This window comes from Streptomyces formicae (assembly GCF_002556545.1).
In the GTDB taxonomy this organism is placed as follows: domain Bacteria; phylum Actinomycetota; class Actinomycetes; order Streptomycetales; family Streptomycetaceae; genus Streptomyces; species Streptomyces formicae_A.
Window position 1 is genome coordinate 5,535,388 of record NZ_CP022685.1, and the last position, 21,035, is coordinate 5,556,422.

Consider the following 21,035-nt stretch of genomic DNA (forward strand, 5'->3'; position numbering starts at 1 on the left):
GTAACCGCCCCTGCCTCCGAAGGAGTTCCACCATGGGTGCACGCGCCTGGGCGCTGCTGCTCGTCCTCTGCGGGACGGTCTTCCTGGAGGGCATCGACATCGCCATGGTCGCGATCGCGATCCCCTCGATCCGGTCCGACCTGGGCCTTTCGACCGGCACGGCGGCGTGGGTGGTCAGCGCCTACGTCCTCGGGTACGCGGGCTTCACGCTGCTCGGCGGCCGCGCTGCCGATCTGCTCGGCAGGCGGCGGATGTTCCTCGTCTGGTTAGGGGTCTTCCTGGTCTTCTCGGGCCTCGGCGGCTTCGCGACCGAGGGGTGGATGCTGGTCGTCGCGCGGTTCGTCACCGGTGTCGCCGCGGCGTTCATGACGCCCGCCGCGATGTCGATCATCACCACCTCGTACGAGGAGGGCCCCGAGCGGAACAAGGCGCTGCTCGTCTTCGCGGGGACATCCGCGGGCGGCTTCTCGCTCGGCCTCGTCGTGGGCGGGCTGCTCACCGAACTCGGCTGGCAGTGGGTGTTCTTCACGCCGGTGTTCTTCGCGGCCGCGATCCTCGCCGCGGCGCTGCGGCTCGTCCCCGCCGAGGCGGCGCGCACCGGCACCAAGCCGTCCCGGCGGTTCGACCTGCCGGGGGCCGCGGCGGCCGCCGGGGCCATGCTCCTGCTCGCGTACGGCATCGTCCGGCTCGAACACGGCCTCGCCGACTGGCCGTTGACGGTCGCCGCGGCGTTCGCTGGGCTGCTGCTCGTCGCCGCGTTCGTGGGGATCGAGCGGCGTACGGCGGACCCGCTGGTGCGGCTCGGGATCTTCCGCACGGGGTCCGTGGTGCGGGCCGGGCTCGGGTCGCTGCTCTACCTGGGGGCGTTCATGGGCTTCCAGTTCGTCCTGACGCTCTACCTCCAGGAGCTGCGCGGCTGGCCGTCCTGGCAGACCGCCGTCGCGATGCTGGTGCTGGGCTGCGACGTCCTCCTGTCACCGACGCTCACCCCGCGCCTGGTCAGGCGGTACGGCAACACCCGCGTGATCCTCGGCGGCTTCCTGATGGCCTTCGCGGCGTACGTGCTGTTCCTGCCGGTCGGCGCCGACTGGTCGTACCTGGCGATGTTCCCGACGCTGCTCCTCGCGGGCACCGGCTTCGCGCTCACGCTCGGCCCGCAGATGATCGCGGCGACGGACGGCGTGGCCGCGAAGGAACAGGGCCTGGCGAGCGGGCTGTTGCAGACCGCCACGCAGTTCGGCGCGGCGATCGGCATCTCCGCCGTGACCGCGGTCTACGGACTCGCCGCTTCCGGCGGTCACACGGGACACGCGGGCGGGGCGGACGGCGCTGACCTGTCGGCGTTCCGGGTGGCGCTCGTCGTCCCGGTGGTCATGGCGGCCCTCGGCGTGGTCGTCGCGACGGTCGGCGTACGCAGGAGCAGGCGCGGGGGAGAGGGCGGGAGCGGGGCGGCCGTCGCGGGTGGCGGTCAGACCGCCGCTCCGAGCGCGTCGGAGGCCCTCCGGCTGCCGGTCAGCGACGCGCGGTAGCCGCTCGGCGCGATGCCCCTGATCCGCTTGAAGGCGTCGCTGAACCCGAACCCGTCGGCGTACCCGACCCGCCCCGCCACCGCGGCGACCGTCGCCCCGGGCTCGGCGAGCAGTTCGGCGGCGAGCGTCATGCGCCACTCGGTGAGGTACGCCATCGGGGGCCTGCCGACCAGTTCGGTGAAGCTGCGGGCGAAGGCCGCGCGCGAGACCTGGGAGCGCGCGGCGAGCGCCGCCACCGTCCAGGACCGGGCGGGCTCGTCGTGCATGGCGCACAGGGCGGGGCCGACCACGTCGTCGCCGAGCGCGCGGTACCAGGCGGGCGGCTGGGAGCCCGGCAGGTCGAACCAGTCGCGCAGGGTGCAGGCCAGCATCCAGTCGAGCATCCGGTCCATCACGTACTGGCGGCCCGGGCGGTCGGCGGACACCTCGGCGGCGATCAGCTCGATGATGGGCAGGCACTCCGCGCCGCCCGGCACGACGAGCAGCGGCGGCAGCGCGCTGATCAGCCGTCGGCCGACGGAGCCGTCGAACTGGTAGGCACCGGCGACCAGTTCGCACCCGTCGAAGCCGGAGCCCGCGTCTGACCCGGAGCCGGAGCCGGACCCGGAGCCCGAGCCGCCCGCGCTCGACGCCGTGTAGGGCGCGGTCGTGGAGATGACGGCGGTGTCTCCCTCGTGCAGGGTCCGCGGCGCGCCCGACTCCGCGGTGAGCAGCGCCGAGCCGCGCACCACGGTGATCAGTTCGAGGGCGGCGCCCTCGGCGCACGTCACCTCCCAGGGCCCCGTCAGGACCGCACGGTCGAACCGCGCGCCGTCCGCCCGTACCCCGCGCAGCAGATCCCCCAGAGCATCCATGCCCCCACGGTAGACGGACACCGATCCCTGCGAGACGGACGCCCATGTCACCGGCCCCGTGAGGGGAGTTGGCTTGCCCCATGACAGAGACCGAGCAGCAGACGCCCCAGCCCACCGCTCCCGCCTCCGCTTCCTCCCCCGGTCCCATCCTCGTACTCGGCGCCACCGGCAAGACGGGACGCCACGTGGTGGCCCGGCTGCGCGCGGCTGGACACGCCGTCCGCGCCGCGTCGCGGACCTCCCCGACCCGCTTCGACTGGACCGACCGCGCCACCTGGGCCCCCGCCCTCGCGGGCGTCCGGGCGATCTACCTGGTCGTCCCGGCCGAGCCCGAGCCGATCGCCGACTTCGTCGCGCAGGCCGAGGCGGCGGGCGTGCGGCGCTTCGTGGTCCTCTCGGGCCGCGGGGTCGAGTCGTACGGCCACTCGTTCGAGCCGGGCATGGCGGAGGCGGAGCAGGTGGTCCGTGACGCCCAGGTCGACTGGACCGTGATCCGGCCCAACAACTTCGCGCAGAACTTCGACGAGGACCTCTTCCACGCGCCCCTGCTCGCCGGTCGCCTCGCGCTGCCCACCGGGGACGCGCCGGAGCCGTTCGTCGACGTGCGGGACATCGCGGACGTGGCGGCAGCCCTGCTCACCGAGGAGGGCCACACGCACCGCGTCTACGAGCTCACGGGCCCGCGCGCGCTCTCCTTCGGCGATGCGGTCGCGGAGATCGCCGCGGCGTCGGGGCGGCCGCTGCGCTTCGAGCACGTCACGGAGGAGCGGTACGTGAGCGAACTCCTGGCGGACGGCGTCCCCGAGGAGGCGGCCCGCCCCCTCGCCCGCGTCTTCGTCTTCCTCGCCGAGGGCCACAACGCGGCGCCCACCTCAGCCGTCAGGGACGTCCTGGGCCGCGAGCCGCGCGACTTCTCCGAGTACGTGAAGGAACGTGCGGAGGCGGGCGCTTGGACCCCGTAACCGGGGCGCCCCGTAAGGGGCGCGAGGAACTGCGCGCCCAGCCACAGCGAACCCGCGGAGGCCCACCGGCTCAGACGACCGTCTCCCGAGCCTCACGCCCCTTCGGGCCGGCCGGAACCGAGGCACCCGCCAAGGCCACCGCTTCCCTGGCGGCAGCCGCCCGCCGCGCGGTGCGCAACGCGTCCCACGTCAGCAACGACAGCGCGAGCCACACCAGCGCGAACCCCGCCCACCGCTCGGGCGGCATCGCCTCATGGAAGTACAGGATCCCGAGCAGGAACTGGAAGACGGGCGCGAGGTACTGGAGCAGCCCCAGCGTGGAGAGCGGCACCCGGATCGCCGCGGCCCCGAAGCAGACCAGGGGGATGGCGGTCACCACACCGGTCGCGGCGAGCAGCGCCGCGTGCCCGGGCCCCTCGGAGGTGAACGTGGCGTCGCCCTGCGCGCCGAGCCACACCAGGTAGCCGACCGCGGGCAGGAACTGCACGGCGGTCTCGGCGGTGAGCGACTCCAGGCCGCTGAGGTTGACCTTCTTCTTCACCAGGCCGTACGTCGCGAAGGAGAAGGCGAGGACGAGGGAGATCCACGGCGGCCTGCCGTACCCGAACGCGAGCACGAGCACCGCGGCGAGGCCGACGCCGACCGCCGCCCACTGCACGGGCCGCAGCCGCTCGCCGAGCAGCAGGACGCCCATGGCGATGGTGACGAGGGGGTTGATGAAGTAGCCGAGCGAGGCCTCCACCACGTGGCCGGTGTTCACCGACCAGATGTAGAGGCCCCAGTTCACAGTGATGACCGCCGCGGCGATCGCCACCAGGCCGAGCCTGCGCGGCTGCCGGATCAGCTCGCCCGCCCAGGCCCAGCGCCGTACGAAGAGCAGCGCGATGCCGACCGCGACGAGGGACCAGGCCATCCGGTGGGCGAGGATCTCGACGGCACCGGCCGGTTTGAGCAGGGGCCAGAAAAGGGGGACCAGACCCCACATCCCGTACGCCGCGAAGCCGTTCAGGAGCCCGATCCGCTGCTCACTTCTCGACTGTCCGGCTGCTTCGCTGTCCACGGGCCCTCCCTCGCGCACGGCAGCCCCACGCTGCACTCAAGAAGGTAGCGCCGGGAACCCCCGACTGTCATGCCCGTAAAAGGGAGACGCTCATGACACGCACGGGCCCGCCGCGGACGGCGGGCCCGTCCCGGTGTCAGCCCTTGAGCGCCGCCTCGACGGCGTCGGCGAGCGGCGTGGTCGGCCGCCCGATCAGCCGCGCCAGGTCACCGCTCGTCCCGGCCAGGCGCCCGCGCCCGATGGCCGCGTCCACGTCGACGAGCATCGCCGCCATCGGCTCCGGAACCCAGGCGCCGGTCAGGGCCGCGAGGTGCTCCTCGGCGGGGACGTTCGCGTACGAGATGTCCTTGCCGCTGCGCGCGGCGACCTCGGCGGCGTACTCGGCGAGGCTCCACGCCACGTCGCCGCTCAGCTCGTAGGTCTTGCCCTCGTGGCCCTCGCCGGTCAGGACGGCGACGGCGGCCGCGGCGTAGTCGGCGCGCGAGGCGGAGGCGATGCGTCCGTCGCCCGCCGAGCCGACGACGGCGCCGTGGGCCAGGACCGGGGCGAGGTGCTCGGTGTAGTTCTCGTGGTACCAGCCGTTGCGCAGGAAGACGTGCGGCAGACCGGAGTCCAGGATGATCCGCTCGGTCTCCTTGTGCTCGGCCGCGAGGTCGAAGTCGGCGTCGGGGCCGCCGAGTATCCCCGTGTACGCGAGGAGCGCGACGCCCGCCGCCCGCGCGGCCTCGACCACGGCGCGGTGCTGCGGCACCCGGCGGCCGACCTCGCTGCCGGAGATCAGCAGGACGCGGTCGCCCTCGGCGAAGGCGCCGCGCAGGGTCTCGGGGGCGCTGTAGTCGGCGACCCGCAGCTCGACGCCGCGCTCGGCGAGGTCGGCGGCCTTGTCCTTGTCGCGGACGACGGCCGCGATCTCCCCGGCCGGGACCCGGGCGGCGAGCAGCCCCTCGACGACGAGACGGCCGAGGTGTCCGGTGGCTCCGGTGACGACGATGCTCATGTCTGCAATCTCCTGGTGAGTAACGCTTCAGTGTGCTTCCGGCTACTTGCGTACTGTCTGCCACTCACCCTAGCGGTGGCACTAACTATCCGTAAGTACCCACCTTGAAGTAAGGTACTTGCATGGCCGTAAGCAACCGGAAGTCCCTCGTCGAGGCGATGTGCCCCTACCGTCTGGTCCTGGAGCACGTCACCAGCCGCTGGGGCGTCCTGATCCTGATCGCGCTCGAAGACCGCTCGTACCGCTTCAGCGAGCTGCGGCGCGCCATCAGTGAGATCAGTACCGTCAGCGAGAAGTCGCTGACCCAGACCCTGCAGACCCTGGAGCGCGACGGCCTGGTGCACCGCGACGCCAAGCCGGTCATCCCACCCCGCGTCGACTACTCCCTGACCGACCTCGGGCGCGAGGCCGCCGCGCAGGTCAGGACCCTGGCGACCTGGACCAAGCGGCGCATGGGCGACGTCGAGAAGGCGCGTGAGGCATACGACGAGGCCCGGTCCTGATGGATCAGGACCGGGCCTCGATGAACGGGACTTCGGACTAGCCGACGACCGTCCAGGTGTCGCCGCCCGCGAGCAGCGCGGCGAGGTCGCCCTTGCCGTTCTGCTCGATGGCGCTGTCCAGCTGGTCGGCCATGAGCGTGTCGTACACCGGCCGCTCGACGTCGCGCAGGACGCCGATCGGGGTGTGGTGCAGGGTGTCGGGATCGGCGAGCCGGGAGAGCGCGAAGGCCGTCGTCGGCGACGTGGCGTGCGCGTCGTGGACGAGGATGTCGCCCTCGTTCTCCGGGGTGACCGCGACGACCTTCAGGTCACCGGTCAGGGCGTCGCGGACCACGCCCTTGGTGCCGTCTGCGCCGAAGCGGATCGGCTGCCCGTGCTCCAGGCGGATCACCGCCTCCTCGGCCTGCTGCTTGTCCTTGAGGACCTCGAAGGCGCCGTCGTTGAAGATGTTGCAGTTCTGGTAGATCTCCACGAGCGCCGTGCCGGGGTGCTCGGCCGCCTGGCGGAGCACCGAGGTGAGGTGCTTGCGGTCGGAGTCGACGGTGCGGGCCACGAAGGACGCCTCGGCGCCGATCGCGAGCGAGACCGGGTTGAAGGGCGCGTCGAGCGATCCCATCGGCGTCGACTTGGTGATCTTGCCGACCTCGGAGGTCGGCGAGTACTGGCCCTTGGTGAGTCCGTAGATCCGGTTGTTGAAGAGCAGGATCTTCAGGTTCACGTTGCGGCGCAGGGCGTGGATGAGGTGGTTGCCGCCGATGGAGAGCGCGTCGCCGTCGCCGGTGACCACCCAGACGCTCAAGTCCCGCCGCGAGGAGGCGAGTCCGGTGGCGATGGCCGGGGCGCGGCCGTGGATGGAGTGCATCCCGTAGGTGTTCATGTAGTACGGGAAGCGGGAGGAGCACCCGATCCCGGACACGAAGACGATGTTCTCCTTCGCGAGCCCGAGCTCGGGCATGAAGCCCTGCACGGCGGCAAGGACGGCGTAGTCACCGCAGCCGGGGCACCAGCGCACCTCCTGGTCGGACTTGAAGTCCTTCATGGACTGCTTGGCCTCGGCCTTGGGCACCAGGGAAAGCGCTTCGATCGTGCTCCCGGTCCCCTCCGACCCGGCCGTCTTCGTGTCAGCCATCGATGGCCTCCTTGAGAGCCGTGGCGAGCTGCTCGGCCTTGAACGGCATGCCGTTCACCTGGTTGTACGAGACCGCGTCCACCAGGAACCGGGCGCGTACCAGGGTGGCGAGCTGACCGAGGTTCATCTCGGGGATCACCACCTTCTCGTAACGCCCGAGCACCTCGCCCAGATTCCGCGGGAAGGGGTTGAGGTGGCGCAGGTGGGCCTGGGCGATGGGCACGCCCGCCGCGCGCAGCCTGCGGACCGCCGCGGTGATCGGCCCGTACGTCGAGCCCCAGCCCAGGACCAGGGTGGTGGCGCCGCCCGTGTCGTCGACCTCCAGGTCGGGGACCTGGATGCCGTCGATCTTGGCCTGCCGGGTGCGGACCATGAAGTCGTGGTTGGCCGGGTCGTAGGAGATGTTGCCCGTGCCGTCCTGCTTCTCGATGCCGCCGATGCGGTGTTCGAGACCGGGCGTGCCCGGAATCGCCCACGGGCGGGCAAGGGTCTGCGGGTCGCGCTTGTAGGGCCAGAAGACCTCGGTGCCGTCGTCCTCGGTGTGGTTGGCGCCCGAGGCGAACTGCACGCGCAGGTCCGGGAGTTCGTCGACGTCCGGGATGCGCCACGGCTCCGAGCCGTTGGCCAGGTAGCCGTCGGAGAGCAGGAAGACCGGGGTGCGGTAGGTCACCGCGATCCGGGCCGCCTCCAGGGCCGCGTCGAAACAGTCGGCGGGGGTCTTCGGCGCCACGATCGGCACCGGGGCCTCGCCGTTGCGCCCGTACATCGCCTGGAGCAGGTCGGCCTGCTCGGTCTTGGTCGGCAGCCCCGTGCTCGGGCCGCCGCGCTGGATGTCCACGATCAGCAGCGGCAGTTCGAGGGAGACGGCGAGGCCGATGGTCTCCGACTTCAGCGCCACCCCGGGCCCGGAGGTGGTGGTGACCGCCAGCGAGCCGCCGAAGGCCGCCCCCAGCGCGGCGCCGATGCCCGCGATCTCGTCCTCGGCCTGGAAGGTGCGCACGCCGAAGTTCTTGTGCCGGGACAGCTCGTGCAGGATGTCCGAGGCGGGCGTGATCGGGTAACTGCCCAGGTACAGCGGCAGATCGGCCTGCCGGCCCGCCGCGATCAACCCGTACGACAGGGCGAGGTTCCCCGAGATGTTGCGGTAGGTGCCGGTCGGGAACGCCTGCGAGGCCGGGGCGACCTCGTAGGAGACGGCGAAGTCCTCGGTGGTCTCGCCGAAGTTCCAACCCGCGTGGAACGCCGCGATGTTGGCCTCGGCGATGTCCGGCTTCTTGGCGAACTTGGTGCGCAGGAACTTCTCGGTGCCCTCGGTCGGCCGGTGGTACATCCAGGAGAGCAGGCCGAGCGCGAACATGTTCTTCGAGCGGCCCGCGTCCTTGCGCGAGAGGTCGAAGTCCTTGAGCGCCTCCACGGTCAGCGTGGTCAGCGGCACCGGGTGCACGCTGTAGCCGTCCAGGGAGCCGTCCTCAAGGGGCGAGACGTCGTAACCGACCTTCTGCATCGCCCGCTTGGAGAACTCGTCGGTGTTGACGATGATCTCCGCGCCGCGCGGCACGTCGGCGATGTTCGCCTTCAGGGCCGCCGGGTTCATCGCCACCAGGACGTTCGGCGCGTCGCCCGGCGTGAGGATGTCGTGGTCGGCGAAGTGGAGTTGGAAGGAGGAGACACCCGGGAGCGTTCCGGCGGGTGCGCGGATCTCCGCGGGGAAGTTCGGCAGCGTCGACAGGTCGTTGCCAAAAGAAGCGGTCTCGGAAGTGAACCGGTCGCCGGTGAGCTGCATGCCGTCACCGGAGTCACCCGCGAAACGGATGATCACACGATCCAGGCGGCGTACGTCCTTCTCACCCGTGTGCTTGCGCTGCTCTCCGACGACTGCCCCGTCGGCGTGCTCGGCTGGGCTACTGACCTGGCTGGTCACTGAACTGGACCTCCCTCGAGGCGGCTGAGCGGAAACGCCAGGACGGCTGACGCCTCCAAGGTCCACCCTACGTCTGTAAGGGTCGCCTTCCTCGGGTAGCTCGGATGGTGGACGTGCTTTTGAGACGCCCTTACGTACCGACTTGTCATGGTTTGCCTCGCCCCCCGGCCCTTCTTGGATGACGCTTCCCGCTCATCCTTTGGTTCTAGGACTCTCTATGGCTTTCCTTGCGGCGCTCTAGTGGCTCCCTTGCGACTGCCTGTCGGCCGATCCGGCGGGCGTCCGACCTGCGGTCGCCCGTGACGTCATCTGACAGGGTGTCAGTTCCCTATGAGTTGAGGTAGGTGAGCACCGCGAGCACGCGGCGGTGATCCCCGTCACTCTGGGACAGGCCGAGCTTCAGGAAGATGTTGCTCACGTGCTTCTCGACGGCTCCGTCGCTCACCACGAGCTGCCGGGCGACCGCTGAGTTCGTCCGTCCTTCGGCCATCAGGCCGAGTACCTCGCGTTCACGCGGAGTAAGCCCCGCGAGCACGTCCTGCTTGCGGCTGCGGCCGAGCAGCTGCGCCACGACCTCGGGGTCGAGCGCCGTGCCCCCGTCGGCCACCCGCACCACCGCGTCGACGAACTCCCGCACCTCGGCGACCCGGTCCTTGAGCAGATAGCCCACGCCCCTGCTCGAACCGGCGAGCAGCTCGGTCGCGTACTGCTCCTCGACGTACTGCGAGAGGACCAGGACGCCGAGACCGGGGTGCTGGGCGCGCAGGTAGACCGCGGCGCGCACCCCCTCGTCGGTGTGGGTCGGCGGCATCCGCACGTCGGCGACGACCACGTCCGGCAGGGCGTTCTCCGCCGCCAGCTCGGTGATCGTCTTGATCAGTGCGTCGGCATCACCCACACCAGCGACCACGTCATGCCCGCGGTCGGTCAGCAACCGGGTCAGGCCCTCCCTGAGCAGCACCGAGTCCTCGGCGATGACCACCCGCACTTTGTCCTCCACGTCCACGGCCCCCCGCGTATGAAATTCCGGCCCCCAACCCCTTCAGTATCGCGCGGACGGAGGGGCCTTATGGCGTTCGTGGACAGATGGCTTTGCCGTGTTCGCTCTTGGCGGGGACGAAAGTGGCGTCTTCGAGCCGCATGCCGAGCGCCCGCTCCGCCTTCGGATCCCACAGCGAGACGCGATCGCCCTTGGGTCCGAAGGTGAGCAGCGGGCGGCCGGTGGGCAGCCGGCCCCCGTAGACCGGGGCCTCCTTGTCCTTCGGGAGTACGCAGACGAACTCCGCCTCCAGGCCGTAATAGGGGCCCGGCGCCCGGTAGGCGGCCGCCGCCGCGCGGGCGTCGTCCCCGGAGTCGCCCGCGCGCTCCAGAACCGTGGTGGCGAGGAAGAGACCGGCGGCGAGCCCCGCGTAGACGCCGATGAACAGCGTGATGCCGAGGAGCGTGCCCGAGCGCGCCGTGGTCCGGTACACCCAGCCGCCCGCGCCGAGCCCGATGAGCAGCCCGTACAGCGCCGCCACCGTCAGGAAGAGCCCGGCCCTGAGCGCGTCGCCCCAGCCGCCGCCGTCGACCTCGCCCGACAGGTCGAACGCCGAGAGGTACGAGGTGTGGAGCAGCTGCCCCACCTGCGGAACCGCGGCGAACACGGCGGGCAGCGCGACCGGCAGCGCCCAGGGCAGGACGTGCCGCAGCGCGCTCGACTGGCGCAGCGCGAACCAGGCGCCCGCGCCGAAGACCGCGGTGAGCAGGCCCATCACCGAGATGCCGACGGAGAGCAGGGCGGAGTCGAGGACGGACGCGTGCTCGTCGGGGAAGTGCAGGAAGCGGATGGCCAGCATCGCCGCGCCGACGGTGAGCACCGCCAGGAACGCCTGGCCCCACCACGCGGGCGACGCCCGGTTGATCCGCGCGGGCCGCACCCCGTGCTCCGCCGCGTCGAACGGCGGCCAGGCCGGTGAGTGCGAGGCCGCCGCCGCGAGCGCGTCCGACTCCGGGGCCTGCTCGGGGATGCGGATCACCCGCAGGGGCTGCGGGGTCTCGTCGTCCGTGTCGTCGTCGGTCCAGAACCGCCGGATCCGCTCGCGCGGTCCCGGCACCCGCTTCGGGTGGACCTCCCAGGTGATGTGCGGATCGGGCCGGTGCTGGATGAGTGCCGCGTCCCGTACGTGCAGGGCGAGTTCCGTGGCGCGCGCCAGGTCCATCACCATGTGCAGCGCCTGCTGGGCGGCGCCCTCGCGGGCGCCGAGCAGCCGGACCTCCACGATCCGGGGCACGTAGCCGTCGGTGACCTCGTCCGGCGCGTACTCGCCGGGCTTCGGCGCCCGCACCGGCCAGCCCCGGCCGGTCAACACCTCTTCGGCGAGCGCCAGTTCGTCCGGATCCCGGTGGATCTCCACGAGGACCCGGACCCGGTAGTCGTACGGCCGGCCGTTCGTGGCCGCGACGCCGCCGCCCGTGTCCTGGGGCGGTGCGGGGGCGGTGCCGTTCAGCCGCTGCGCGAGCCGCTCGCGCAGCCGTGGCCGGACCCTCTGCATGGTGGTGCCTCCCCCGGGACGTCCTCGACCGCTGGGGGCGAAGGTATCCAATCCGGGGGAGGCGAAGGGCCGGTTCCCGCGGCCCGGGCGGGTGGCCCAAGTGCTAGGCGCGCCAGGGCAGTTCCGCGGTGATCGTGGTGGGTCCGCCGTGCGGCGAGACGACCACCAGGATCCCGTCGACCGCGTCGAGCCGCTCCGCGAGCCCGGCGAGTCCCGAACCCGCCGAGACGTCGGCGCCGCCCGCGCCGTTGTCGGTGACCTGGAGCATCAGCCGGTCCTCGGTCCGCCAGACGTCGACCGTGCCCTGGGTCGCCCGGCTGTGTTTGCTGATGTTCTGGAGGAGCTCGGAGACCGTGAAGTACGCGATGCCCTCGATGGCGGCCGCCGGACGGCTCGACAGGTCCACGTCCACTTGGACCGGCACGGTGCAGCGGGCGGCGAGCGCGGAGAGTGCCGCGTTCAGGCCGCGGTCGGTGAGGACGGCGGGGTGGATGCCGCGGGCGAGGTCGCGGAGTTCCTGGAGGGCGACCTTCACTTCGCCGTGGGCTTCGTCGACCATGCGTGCGGCGGCTTCGGGGTCCTCGGTGAGCTTCTCCTTGGCCAGGCCCAGATCCATGGCGAGGGCGACGAGGCGGGCCTGTGCGCCGTCGTGCAGGTCGCGTTCGATGCGGCGCAGGTCGGCGGCCGCGGTGTCCACGACCACGCCCCGGTCCGACTCCAGCTCGACGACGCGGGTCGCGAGCTGCGAGGGGCCGAGCAGGCCGTGCACCATCAGGCGGTCCACGGTGGTCAGGGCCCGCAGGATCCACGGCGTGGCCAGCGTGACCAGCAGGCCGGTCGCCGCGGTGACGGCGATCTCGAAGGGGTTGTCGAGGAAGATCTGGTGGCCGTTGTCGCTGTAGAGCTGGATGCCGCCCTGACCGCCGTACATCGGGAAGAGCCAGAACCACAGCGGGTACGTCAGCATCATCCAGCCGTACGTCCAGAAGACGATCGCCACGACGAACGAGAACAGCGACCACGGCATGAGCAGCAGGCAGTAGAGCAGGTTCCGCCAGGACGTGCCGCTCTTGAGGACGGCCCCGATGTGCGACATCAGGCCGTTGGAGCGCGGCCGCAGCGGCTCGGGAGAGGCGACGTCCATCCGGAGCAGCACCCGGGCCCTGGTCCGCTCCAGTGCGCCGATGCCTCGGCAGGCGGCCAGCGCCCCCGCGAGCACCGGGACGCCGATGAAGGTGATCAGGAGCCCGGCGCCGAGCGAGACCATCGTGACGGCGAAGACGAACGCGGTGATGCCGATCGGCAGGCTCAGCACGGTGTAGGTGAGCTCCCGCCAGGTGCGGGCCTCGATCGGGGCGCGCAGCCCGGCGGGGACGCGGTGGCGCCGCCGTTCCTCGACGTCGGTCGCCCGGAAGTCCGGCCGGTCCATCCGCGTGTACCCCTGTCCGTATTCCGTGGCCATCGCTGTCGTCCGTTTCTGCTCGGTTGTCGTGCCTCCAGACTCGCCGCCCGCGCGGCCTCGGACCATGGAGGGCGTCGGCGTCTTCGGCCGGGGGTTTTCCCTACCTCCGGCGGGCGTCGCGCTGCGGCTCGGGGTCCGTGGCGCGGTCGCGCCAGGGCAGTTCCGCCGTGATCGTGGTCGGTCCGCCCTCGGGGGAGTCGATCACGAAGATCCCGTCGACCGCGCCGAGCCGGTCCGCGAGCCCCGCCATGCCTGTGCCCCCGTCGAGCCGCGCGCCGCCGCGCCCGTCGTCCTCCACCTGGATGAGGAGCCGGTCGTCCGCGCGCCACACCTCGACGCGCGCGGACCGCGCGCCGCTGTGCTTGCTGACGTTCTGGAGGAGCTCGGAGACCGTGAAGTACGCGATGCCCTCGATGGCGGCCGCGGGGCGCGCCGGGAGGTCGGCGGTCACCTTCACCGGCACGGTGCAGCGCCCGGCGAGGGAGGAGAGCGCGGCGTTCAGGCCGCGGTCGGTGAGGACGGCGGGGTGGATGCCGCGGGCGAGGTCGCGGAGTTCCTGGAGGGCGACCTTCACTTCGCCGTGGGCTTCGTCGACCATGCGTGCGGCGGCTTCGGGGTCCTCGGTGAGCTTCTCCTTGGCCAGGCCCAGGCCCATGGCGAGGGCGACGAGGCGGGCCTGTGCGCCGTCGTGCAGGTCGCGTTCGATGCGGCGCAGGTCGGCGGCCGCGGTGTCCACGACCACGCCGCGGTCCGACTCCAGCTCGGCGATGCGCCGCTCCAGTTCGTCGGAGGGCGAGAGCAGCCCGCGCACCATCGCCCGGTCGGCGTTGGCCAGGCCGCGTGCGATGAACGGCAGCACGGGCCAGGCCACGAAGAGCCCGGTCGCCATGACCGCGAAGGTGAGCACGCCCCAGGGCAGCCGGACGAACGAGTAGAGCATCGTGCGCCAGCCCACCGGGTCCTTCAGGCTCGCCCACAGCCGCCCGAAGAAGCCGGACGAGGCGATCGCTGGCATCGGGCTCGGCTCGTCGACCTGCACGCCGAGCAGCTTCCTCGCGCGCGCCCGCTCCGCCCTGCCGAGGACGCGGGCACCGAGCAGCCCCACCGCGAGCAGCGGAAGGCCGACGACCGTCACCGTCAGGGGGACGCCGATGGCCAGCACGGACACCGCGTAGACGAAACCGAGCATGCCGACGGGCAGATTCACCAGGAGGTGCGCGATCTCCTTCCAGGTGTGCGCGTCGTACGCGAAGCGCACGGGCGGCGGCCGGTCGTCGTGAAGTGGCGTGGTGCTAGCGGTCATACGCGCCAGAGTGCCCGGTCGGGCGCCGCAAAGCCATGCGGGCCGCCGCCCGGAAGGAGCGGGGGATAACCCCACCTCGCCCTGACCGAAGCGTGACGCTCTGCTTACCGAGGCTTTAGCAGGCCCTAGACTCCCGTGCGTACAGATCGTCGAACAGGGTCAGGGTCAAGGGCGGTCAGGGAGTGAGGGACTGACGTGCACGTGACGAACGTCGCGGCGAGCTACTACCAGTCGTACTCCGTCGTCGGGCTGCTCGCCGTCGTGGGCGTGCTGTTCGTCGCCGTCGCCTTCGGCGCGGGACGACTGCTCCGACCGGTGGTCCCGACGCCCGAGAAACTCCTGACGTACGAGTGCGGCGTCGACCCGGTCGGCGAGGGCTGGGCCCACACCCAGGTCCGCTACTACGTCTACGCGTTCCTCTACGTGATCTTCGCCGTCGACTCGATCTTCCTCTTCCCCTGGGCGACGGTCTTCGCCGCGCCCGGCTACGGCGCGACGACCCTCGTGGAGATGTTCATCTTCCTCGGCTTCCTCGCCGTCGGCCTGCTGTACGCATACAAGAAGGGCGTCCTGACGTGGACGTGACTCCCCCGGAGCCGGTGCTGCTTCCGGAGCCCAAGCGCCTCGGCGCGCTCGCGCGCCTCGCCCCCGAGCCGATGAAGGTGGTCCTCAACTGGGGCCGCCGGTACTCGCTCTGGGTCTTCAACTTCGGCCTCGCCTGCTGCGCCATCGAATTCATCGCCGCGTCCATGGCGCGCCACGACTTCATCAGGCTCGGCGTCATCCCCTTCGCGCCGGGCCCGCGCCAGGCCGACCTGATGGTCGTCTCCGGCACGGTCACGGACAAGATGGCACCCGCGGTGAAGCGCCTCTACGAGCAGATGCCCGAGCCGAAGTACGTCATCTCGTTCGGCGCCTGCTCGAACTGCGGCGGCCCGTACTGGGATTCGTACTCCGTGACGAAGGGCGTCGACCAGATCATCCCCGTCGACGTGTACGTCCCCGGGTGCCCGCCCCGCCCCGAGGCGCTCCTCCAGGGGATCCTCAAGCTCCAGGAGAAGATCGCGCGCGAGTCGCTCGGCGAGCGCTACGGCAACGGGTCCGGCGCCCGCCCCTCGACGGCCGCGCTCCGCAGCGGCCTGGTGAAACCGCCCGCCCCGGGGGAGGCCACCACATGACCGGCTGGCTGCCGAGCCCCGTCGAGGAGCTCTTCGGCCCGGAGGCGACGGCCGAGGAGTCGTACGACGTCCTGACCGTCGACGTGCCCGCGGCCGCCTGGACCACCGCCCTGGAGACGGCTCGCACCACGCTCTCCTGCACCTACTTCGACTGGCTGAGCGCGGTCGACGAACCGGGCACCGGCTTCCTGGTCTCGGCGCACGTCGTGGCCCTCGCGCCGGTCCGCCGACTCCTCGTCCGTACGACCGTCCCGCACGAGGCCCCCGTCCTGGCCTCCGCCGTCGACGTCTACGCGGGCGCCGCGTGGCACGAGCGCGAGACGCACGAGATGTTCGGGGTGACCTTCGAGGGCCACCCCGGCCTCGTCCCGCTGCTGCTGCCCGAGAACTTCGAGGGCCACCCGCTCCGCAAGGACTTCGTCCTGGCCGCCCGCGTCGCCAAGGCGTGGCCGGGCGCCAAGGAGCCGGGCGAGTCCGAGCACGGCGGCCCCAAGCGCCGCCAGATGCTCCCGCCCGGCGTGCCCGACCCGAACGAGTGGGGCCCGCTGAAGGGCCAGCTCCCCCCGGCCCCGTCCCGCCCGGCACGCGGCGCGGGCCGCGCGGCGGCGGGCGGCGAGCGTCCGGCGCGCAGGACGCGTACGGCGGGGGAGGGGTCGGCGAGCCAAGCGGGGGCCGCGGGGGCCGCGGGGGCGGCGGAAGCGGCGGAAGCGGGGGCGGCCGAGAGCGCGGCGCCCGCCCGTCCCGCGAGGCGCTCGCGCAGTGTCAGCCAGGGCTCGGCGTCCCAGCGGGCGGCAGCGGCTCCGGAGCCGACTCCCGCCCCGGAGGGCGCGGCTGAGCCCGAGGCGGCACAGCCACCGGCGCCGAGCGGCTCGGACGCCCCGTGGCACCACGCCCGCCCGACGTTCGACGAGGCGAAGCAGCCGGAGCCGGGTCAGCCCGAGCCGGGTCGGCCCGAGCCGGGTCGGCCCGAGCCGGAGCAGCCCGAGCCCATCCAGAACCCGGACAACGGTGGACGCACAGGAGGCACCGAGTGAACGACGCCCTCGACGTCGCCCTGCGCCTCGTCATCGTCTTCGCGGTGTTCCTGGTGTTCCCCCTCGTCATCGGCCAGACCGAGCACAAGGTGATGGCCCACATGCAGGGCCGCCTCGGCCCCATGTACGCGGGCGGCTTCCACGGCTGGGCCCAACTCGTCGCCGACGGCGTGAAGTTCGCCCAGAAGGAAGACGTCGTCCCGGCCGAGGCCGACCGCCGCGTCTTCCAACTCGCGCCCGCCGTCGCCCTCCTGCCCTACCTCCTCGTCCTGATCGCCATCCCGATCGGCCCCGGCGAGGGCGCGGTCGGCGAGGTCGTCGACGCGGGCATCTTCTTCGTGCTCGCGGTGATGGGCGTCGGCGTGCTCGGCTCGCTGATGGCGGGCTGGGCGAGCGCCAACAAGTTCTCCCTCCTCGGCGGCCTGCGCACCGCCGCCCAGCTCCTCGCCTACGAACTCCCGATGCTGCTCGCCGCCGCCTCGGTCGCGATGGCGGCGGGCACGGTCTCGCTGCCCGGCATCGTCGACGCCTTCGCGTGGTGGTGGCTGCCCTGGCAGATCGTCGGCGCCCTGGTCTTCTTCGTGGCGGGCCTCGCCGAGCTGCAACGCCCGCCGTTCGACATGCCGGTCGCCGACTCCGAGATCATCTTCGGCGCGTACACCGAGTACACCGGCCTGCGCTTCGCCCTCTTCCTCCTCGCCGAGTACGCCGGAATCGTCGTCCTGTGCGGCCTGACCACCGTCCTGTTCCTGGGCGGCTGGCACGGCCCGTGGGGCGCGGACGGACTCGGCTGGGTCTGGACCCTGCTCAAGACGGCCGTCCTCGCCTTCCTGGTCATCTGGCTGCGCGTGTCCTACCCCCGTCTCCGCGAGGACCAGCTCCAGAAGCTCTCCTGGACCTTCCTCGTCCCGCTCGCCCTCGCGCAGATCGCGCTCACCGGAATCGTGAAGGTGGCGATCAACTAATGCCTCCGCTCCCCGGGTCCGGCCTGGCCAAGGGCCTCGCCGTCACCCTCCGCACGATGACGAGGAAGACCGTCACCGAGCAGTACCCCGACGCCCAGCCCGAACTCCCGCCGCGCACCCGCGGCGTCATCGGCCTGTTCGAGGAGAACTGCACGGTCTGCATGCTGTGCGCCCGCGAGTGCCCCGACTGGTGCATCTACATCGACTCCCACAAGGAGACGGTCCCGCCCGCTGCCCCCGGCGGCCGCGAGCGCAGCCGCAACGTCCTCGACCGCTTCGCCATCGACTTCTCCCTCTGCATGTACTGCGGCATCTGCATCGAGGTCTGCCCCTTCGACGCGCTGTTCTGGTCCCCGGAGTTCGAGTACGCCGAGACCGACATCCACGAACTCACCCACGAGCGCGACAAGCTCCGCGAGTGGATGTGGACGGTCCCCGCGCCGCCCGCCCTCGACCCGGCGGCCGAGGACCCGAAGGAACTCGTCACCGCCCGCAAGGCCGCCGAGAAGCTGGCCGAGGCCGCGGCCGCGGCCTCGGCCGCAGCCGAGGCGAAGGGCGAGGAGTCGTGAACATCGCCGCCGGAACGATCGCCGCCGAAACCCAGAGCTTCCTGTCCCCGACCGGCGTCGAGATCGCCTTCCTCCTCGTCGGCCTCGTCACCCTCGGCGCCGCGGTCATCACGGTCACGACCAAGCAGCTGGTGCACGCCGCGCTGTGGCTGGTGGTCGCGCTCGGCGGACTCGCCGTCGAGTACCTCCTGCTCACCGCGGAGTTCATCGCCTGGGTGCAGGTCCTCATCTACGTCGGATCCGTCGTGGTCCTCCTCCTCTTCGGTCTGATGCTGACCAGGGCCCCCATCGGCCGCTCACCGGACGCCGATTCGGGCAACCGCCCGGTCGCGCTCGCGGTGGCGCTCGCCGCCGCGGCCGCCCTGGTCTGGGTCGTCGTGGACGCGTTCCGCACCACGGTGATCGACCTGGACGGCGCCGCCCAGGGCTCCACCGACGTGACCGGATCGATCCTCTTCCGGCACTGGGTACTGCCCTTCGAGGCCCTCTCGGTCCTCCTCCTCGCCGCCCTCGTCGGCGCGATCGTCCTGTCCCGCAAGAAGGCCGCCGAGGACGGAAGCGCCGCCCAGGACCGAAGAGCCGCCCAGGACCAGGAGGACAACAGCTGATGCACCTCCACCTCGCCTATCCCGCCGTCCTCGCCGTCCTCCTCTTCTGCGTCGGCCTGTACGGCGTGCTCGCCCGCCGCAACGCGATCCTGGTCCTGATGTCCGTCGAGCTGATGCTCAACGCCGTCAACCTCAACCTGGTCGCCTTCGACGTCTGGCTCCGCGACGCCCTGCACGCGGGCCAGGCCCTGACCCTGTTCACCATCGCCATCGCCGCCGCCGAGATCGGCATCGGCCTCGCGATCGTCCTCGCCGTCTACCGCAACCGCGGCAGCTCCGCCGTCGACGATCTCCGCGACACCGCCGAGGGCCCGGACGACGACTCCGACGACACCGGCGAAGCCGACGCCCTCGACGACACCGGGGACGCCACCGGCGACGAGGCCGCACCGGCGCAGAAGGCTGAGGCCACCGCGTGACCACGACCACCCTCGCCGTCCTCGTCCCCCTCCTTCCGTTCCTGGGCGCGGCCGCGGGCCTGCTGCTCGGCCGCAAGGTCCCCGGTCTCGTACGCCCCCTCGCCGTCCTGCCCACGCTGACGGCCCTGCTCCTCGCCGTGCTCGTGTCCGTCCGGCAGGGCGGCGGCACCGGTGGCGGCACGGCCGCCCTGGACGCCGCCACCGAGCTCACCCCGACCGGCTCGGTCCCCATCGAACTCGCCCTGCACATCGACGGCTTCGCCGCCCTCGTCGCCGTCCTGGTCGGCGTCGTCGCCTCCTGCGTGCAGATCTACTCGACGGGCTACCTCCGCGACGACCCGCGCTACCCCTCGTACGCCGCTCTCGTCTCCCTCTTCACCTCCGCGATGCTGCTCGTCGTCTACTCCGGCGACCTGATGGTGCTCCTGGTCGGCTGGGAGATCATGGGCATCTGCTCGTACTTCCTGGTCGGCCACTACTGGGAGACCCCCGAGGCGCGCGCCGCGTCCCTGAAGGCCTTCCTGGTCACCAAGCTCGGCGACGTCCCCTTCCTGATCGGCCTGTTCGCGCTCGCCGCGGACACCGGCTCCTTCCGCGTCACGACGATCCTGGCGACCGTCGCGGACGGCGGCCTCGACCACCCGACGCTGATCGCCCTGCTGCTCCTGGCGGGCGTGGCGGGCAAGTCCGCGCAGTTCCCGCTGCACACCTGGCTGCCCGACGCGATGGCGGGCCCCACGCCCGTCTCCGCGCTGATCCACGCCGCGACGATGGTCGCCGCCGGTGTCTACTTCGTGGCCCGGCTCCTCCCCGTCTTCGCCGCCTCGGGGGCGGCCCTGGTGGTCCTTGCCGTCATGGCCGCCGTGACGATGGCGGGCTCGGCCCTCGCCGCGCTCGCCCAGGACGACATCAAGCGCGTCCTCGCGTACTCGACGATCGGCCAGCTCGGCTACATGACCGGCGCCCTCGCCGTCGGCGACCGCGGTGCCGCCGTCTTCCACCTCCTGTCGCACGGCGCCTTCAAGGCGCTCCTGTTCCTCGCCGCGGGCGTGATCATCCACGCCGCGGGCACCAATTCGCTCGCCGCCATGTCCCGCATGAAGGGCCTGCGCGACCGCGTCCCCGACGCCTACTGGACGATGACCGTGGCGCTCCTCGCGCTCGCCGCGATCCCGCCGTTCAGCGGCTTCTTCTCCAAGGAGGCGGTGCTCGGTGCCGCCGAGCACACGGCCACGGGCCACGCCGATGCCGTGCCCACCGCGGCGGGCTGGATCGTCCTCGTCGCCGGTCTGCTCACCGCCCTCCTCACCGCCGCGTACGCGACGCGTCTGTGGCTCCTCGCCTTCCACGGCAGGGGAGCGGAGGCCCCCGACCACGGAAAGCAGCCCGTCACCATGACGGCCGTGCTCTGGGTGCTCGCCGTCCCCTCCCTCGCCTTCGGACTCTCCGTCGGCGTCCTGCCGGACTGGTTCGACGGCCACTCGCTCACCCCGACGCTCACGACCTCCGTCCTGGGTACGGGCTTCGCCCTGGTCGGCGCCCTCGTCACCTACGGCGCGTGGCGGCACACCACGGCGCTCGCCGCCCGCGTCCCGCTGGGCGCGGTCGCCGCGAACCCGGAAGGCGACGGAGGTCTCGTCGAGGCGGAGGCCATCGCCAGCCACGCCCCCGCGTACGGAGACGTGGCATCGGCGCCCGACCCGGCCGACCCCGGCCGCCTGCTGCTCGGCCCGCTGCACCGCCACGCCGCCGTCGGCTTCCGCCTCGACGCCGTCTACGCCGCCCTGTTCGTACGCCCCGTCCAGGCCGCCGCGCGGCTCGTACGCTTCCTCGACCGCGAGGTCGTCGAGACGTACGTGCGCGGCGCGGGCGCGGCGCCCCGCTGGCTGGGCGCGGCCGTCCGCCGGGCGCAGACCGGCAACGTGCAGACCTATCTGAGCGCGCTGCTCGCAGGCGCGGTCGTCCTGGCCGTCGCCGCCGTCCTCGTCGCCACCGCCGGAGCGTGAGC

General features: G+C 72.0%; 20 protein-coding genes. 11 read left to right on the forward strand and 9 right to left on the reverse strand.

The genetic code is table 11. From position 1 onward, the window contains the following. The first annotated feature begins 32 nt into the window (after positions 1-32). A complete protein-coding gene (locus tag KY5_RS24060) occupies positions 33-1,529 on the forward strand; it encodes an MFS transporter (RefSeq protein ID WP_098244198.1) in 1,497 nt (498 codons plus the stop codon). Here the strand turns inward: KY5_RS24060 and KY5_RS24065 are convergent. Next, positions 1,469-2,383 carry an AraC family transcriptional regulator gene (locus KY5_RS24065; protein ID WP_098244199.1) on the reverse strand — a complete coding sequence of 305 codons (915 nt, stop codon included), beginning with the start codon at positions 2,381-2,383 and terminating at the stop codon, positions 1,469-1,471. The genes KY5_RS24060 and KY5_RS24065 overlap by 61 nt on opposite strands. Positions 2,384-2,463: 80 nt before the next feature. On the opposite strand from KY5_RS24065, the gene KY5_RS24070 reads away from it, so the two are divergent. Then, positions 2,464-3,345 carry an NAD(P)H-binding protein gene (locus KY5_RS24070; protein WP_098244200.1) on the forward strand — a complete coding sequence of 294 codons (882 nt, stop codon included), beginning with the start codon at positions 2,464-2,466 and terminating at the stop codon, positions 3,343-3,345. A 70-nt stretch (positions 3,346-3,415) separates the two neighbouring features. Here KY5_RS24070 and rarD read toward each other — a convergent pair whose 3' ends face one another. Further along, entirely contained in the window at positions 3,416-4,405 is a 990-nt protein-coding gene (rarD, locus tag KY5_RS24075) for an EamA family transporter RarD (protein WP_234362842.1), read from the reverse strand. Positions 4,406-4,541: 136 nt separating this feature from the next. Beyond that, positions 4,542-5,402, reverse strand: coding sequence for an NAD(P)H-binding protein (locus KY5_RS24080; RefSeq protein ID WP_098244201.1), 861 nt, complete (start codon positions 5,400-5,402; stop codon positions 4,542-4,544). A 122-nt stretch (positions 5,403-5,524) separates the two neighbouring features. On the opposite strand from KY5_RS24080, the gene KY5_RS24085 reads away from it, so the two are divergent. Beyond that, positions 5,525-5,905, forward strand: coding sequence for a winged helix-turn-helix transcriptional regulator (locus KY5_RS24085; protein ID WP_098244202.1), 381 nt, complete (start codon positions 5,525-5,527; stop codon positions 5,903-5,905). 37 nt (positions 5,906-5,942) lie between these two features. Here KY5_RS24085 and KY5_RS24090 read toward each other — a convergent pair whose 3' ends face one another. From KY5_RS24090 to KY5_RS24115, 6 genes are all read right to left on the reverse strand, one after another. Beyond that, positions 5,943-7,034 (reverse strand): 2-oxoacid:ferredoxin oxidoreductase subunit beta, encoded by a 1,092-nt coding sequence (locus tag KY5_RS24090; protein ID WP_098244203.1) that lies wholly within the window; start codon positions 7,032-7,034, stop codon positions 5,943-5,945. Continuing rightward, positions 7,027-8,955: a 2-oxoacid:acceptor oxidoreductase subunit alpha gene (locus tag KY5_RS24095; RefSeq protein ID WP_098244204.1), complete on the reverse strand. Its 1,929-nt coding sequence runs from the start codon at positions 8,953-8,955 to the stop codon at positions 7,027-7,029. Before KY5_RS24095 ends, KY5_RS24090 begins: the two co-directional genes overlap by 8 nt. Before the next feature lie 328 nt (positions 8,956-9,283). Next, positions 9,284-9,943, reverse strand: coding sequence for a response regulator transcription factor (locus KY5_RS24100; RefSeq protein WP_276204652.1), 660 nt, complete (start codon positions 9,941-9,943; stop codon positions 9,284-9,286). Between the two features lie 79 nt (positions 9,944-10,022). Then, positions 10,023-11,489, reverse strand: a complete 1,467-nt coding sequence (locus tag KY5_RS24105; protein WP_098244205.1) for a hypothetical protein — start codon at positions 11,487-11,489, stop codon at positions 10,023-10,025. 103 nt (positions 11,490-11,592) lie between these two features. Then, positions 11,593-12,951: a sensor histidine kinase gene (locus KY5_RS24110; protein ID WP_098244206.1), complete on the reverse strand. Its 1,359-nt coding sequence runs from the start codon at positions 12,949-12,951 to the stop codon at positions 11,593-11,595. 100 nt (positions 12,952-13,051) lie between these two features. Continuing rightward, positions 13,052-14,254, reverse strand: a complete 1,203-nt coding sequence (locus tag KY5_RS24115; RefSeq protein WP_098244207.1) for a sensor histidine kinase — start codon at positions 14,252-14,254, stop codon at positions 13,052-13,054. A 195-nt stretch (positions 14,255-14,449) separates the two neighbouring features. On the opposite strand from KY5_RS24115, the gene KY5_RS24120 reads away from it, so the two are divergent. The 8 genes from KY5_RS24120 to KY5_RS24155 are packed head-to-tail and all read left to right on the forward strand — an operon-like array spanning position 14,450 to position 21,033. Then, on the forward strand, positions 14,450-14,839 hold the full coding sequence (locus KY5_RS24120) for an NADH-quinone oxidoreductase subunit A (RefSeq protein WP_055547887.1): 390 nt from the start codon (positions 14,450-14,452) through the stop codon (positions 14,837-14,839). After that, positions 14,830-15,432, forward strand: a complete 603-nt coding sequence (locus KY5_RS24125; RefSeq protein ID WP_098244208.1) for an NADH-quinone oxidoreductase subunit B — start codon at positions 14,830-14,832, stop codon at positions 15,430-15,432. Before KY5_RS24120 ends, KY5_RS24125 begins: the two co-directional genes overlap by 10 nt. Continuing rightward, the gene (locus KY5_RS24130) at positions 15,429-16,466 is read left to right on the forward strand and encodes an NADH-quinone oxidoreductase subunit C (protein WP_098244209.1); all 1,038 of its coding nucleotides are present in this window, start codon (positions 15,429-15,431) and stop codon (positions 16,464-16,466) included. Before KY5_RS24125 ends, KY5_RS24130 begins: the two co-directional genes overlap by 4 nt. Further along, positions 16,463-17,431: a complex I subunit 1/NuoH family protein gene (locus KY5_RS24135; protein WP_098244210.1), complete on the forward strand. Its 969-nt coding sequence runs from the start codon at positions 16,463-16,465 to the stop codon at positions 17,429-17,431. Before KY5_RS24130 ends, KY5_RS24135 begins: the two co-directional genes overlap by 4 nt. Continuing rightward, the gene (locus KY5_RS24140) at positions 17,431-18,000 is read left to right on the forward strand and encodes a NuoI/complex I 23 kDa subunit family protein (RefSeq protein ID WP_098244211.1); all 570 of its coding nucleotides are present in this window, start codon (positions 17,431-17,433) and stop codon (positions 17,998-18,000) included. The genes KY5_RS24135 and KY5_RS24140 overlap by 1 nt, the downstream gene beginning before the upstream one ends. A gap of 2 nt (positions 18,001-18,002) precedes the next feature. After that, the gene (locus KY5_RS24145; RefSeq protein WP_098247449.1) at positions 18,003-18,608 is read left to right on the forward strand and encodes an NADH-quinone oxidoreductase subunit J; all 606 of its coding nucleotides are present in this window, start codon (positions 18,003-18,005) and stop codon (positions 18,606-18,608) included. Beyond that, complete coding sequence (gene nuoK, locus KY5_RS24150) at positions 18,608-19,027, forward strand: NADH-quinone oxidoreductase subunit NuoK (protein WP_098244212.1); 420 nt, start codon at positions 18,608-18,610, stop codon at positions 19,025-19,027. Before KY5_RS24145 ends, nuoK begins: the two co-directional genes overlap by 1 nt. Further along, positions 19,024-21,033, forward strand: coding sequence for an NADH-quinone oxidoreductase subunit L (locus KY5_RS24155; protein WP_098244213.1), 2,010 nt, complete (start codon positions 19,024-19,026; stop codon positions 21,031-21,033). Before nuoK ends, KY5_RS24155 begins: the two co-directional genes overlap by 4 nt. Positions 21,034-21,035: the final 2 nt, after the last annotated feature.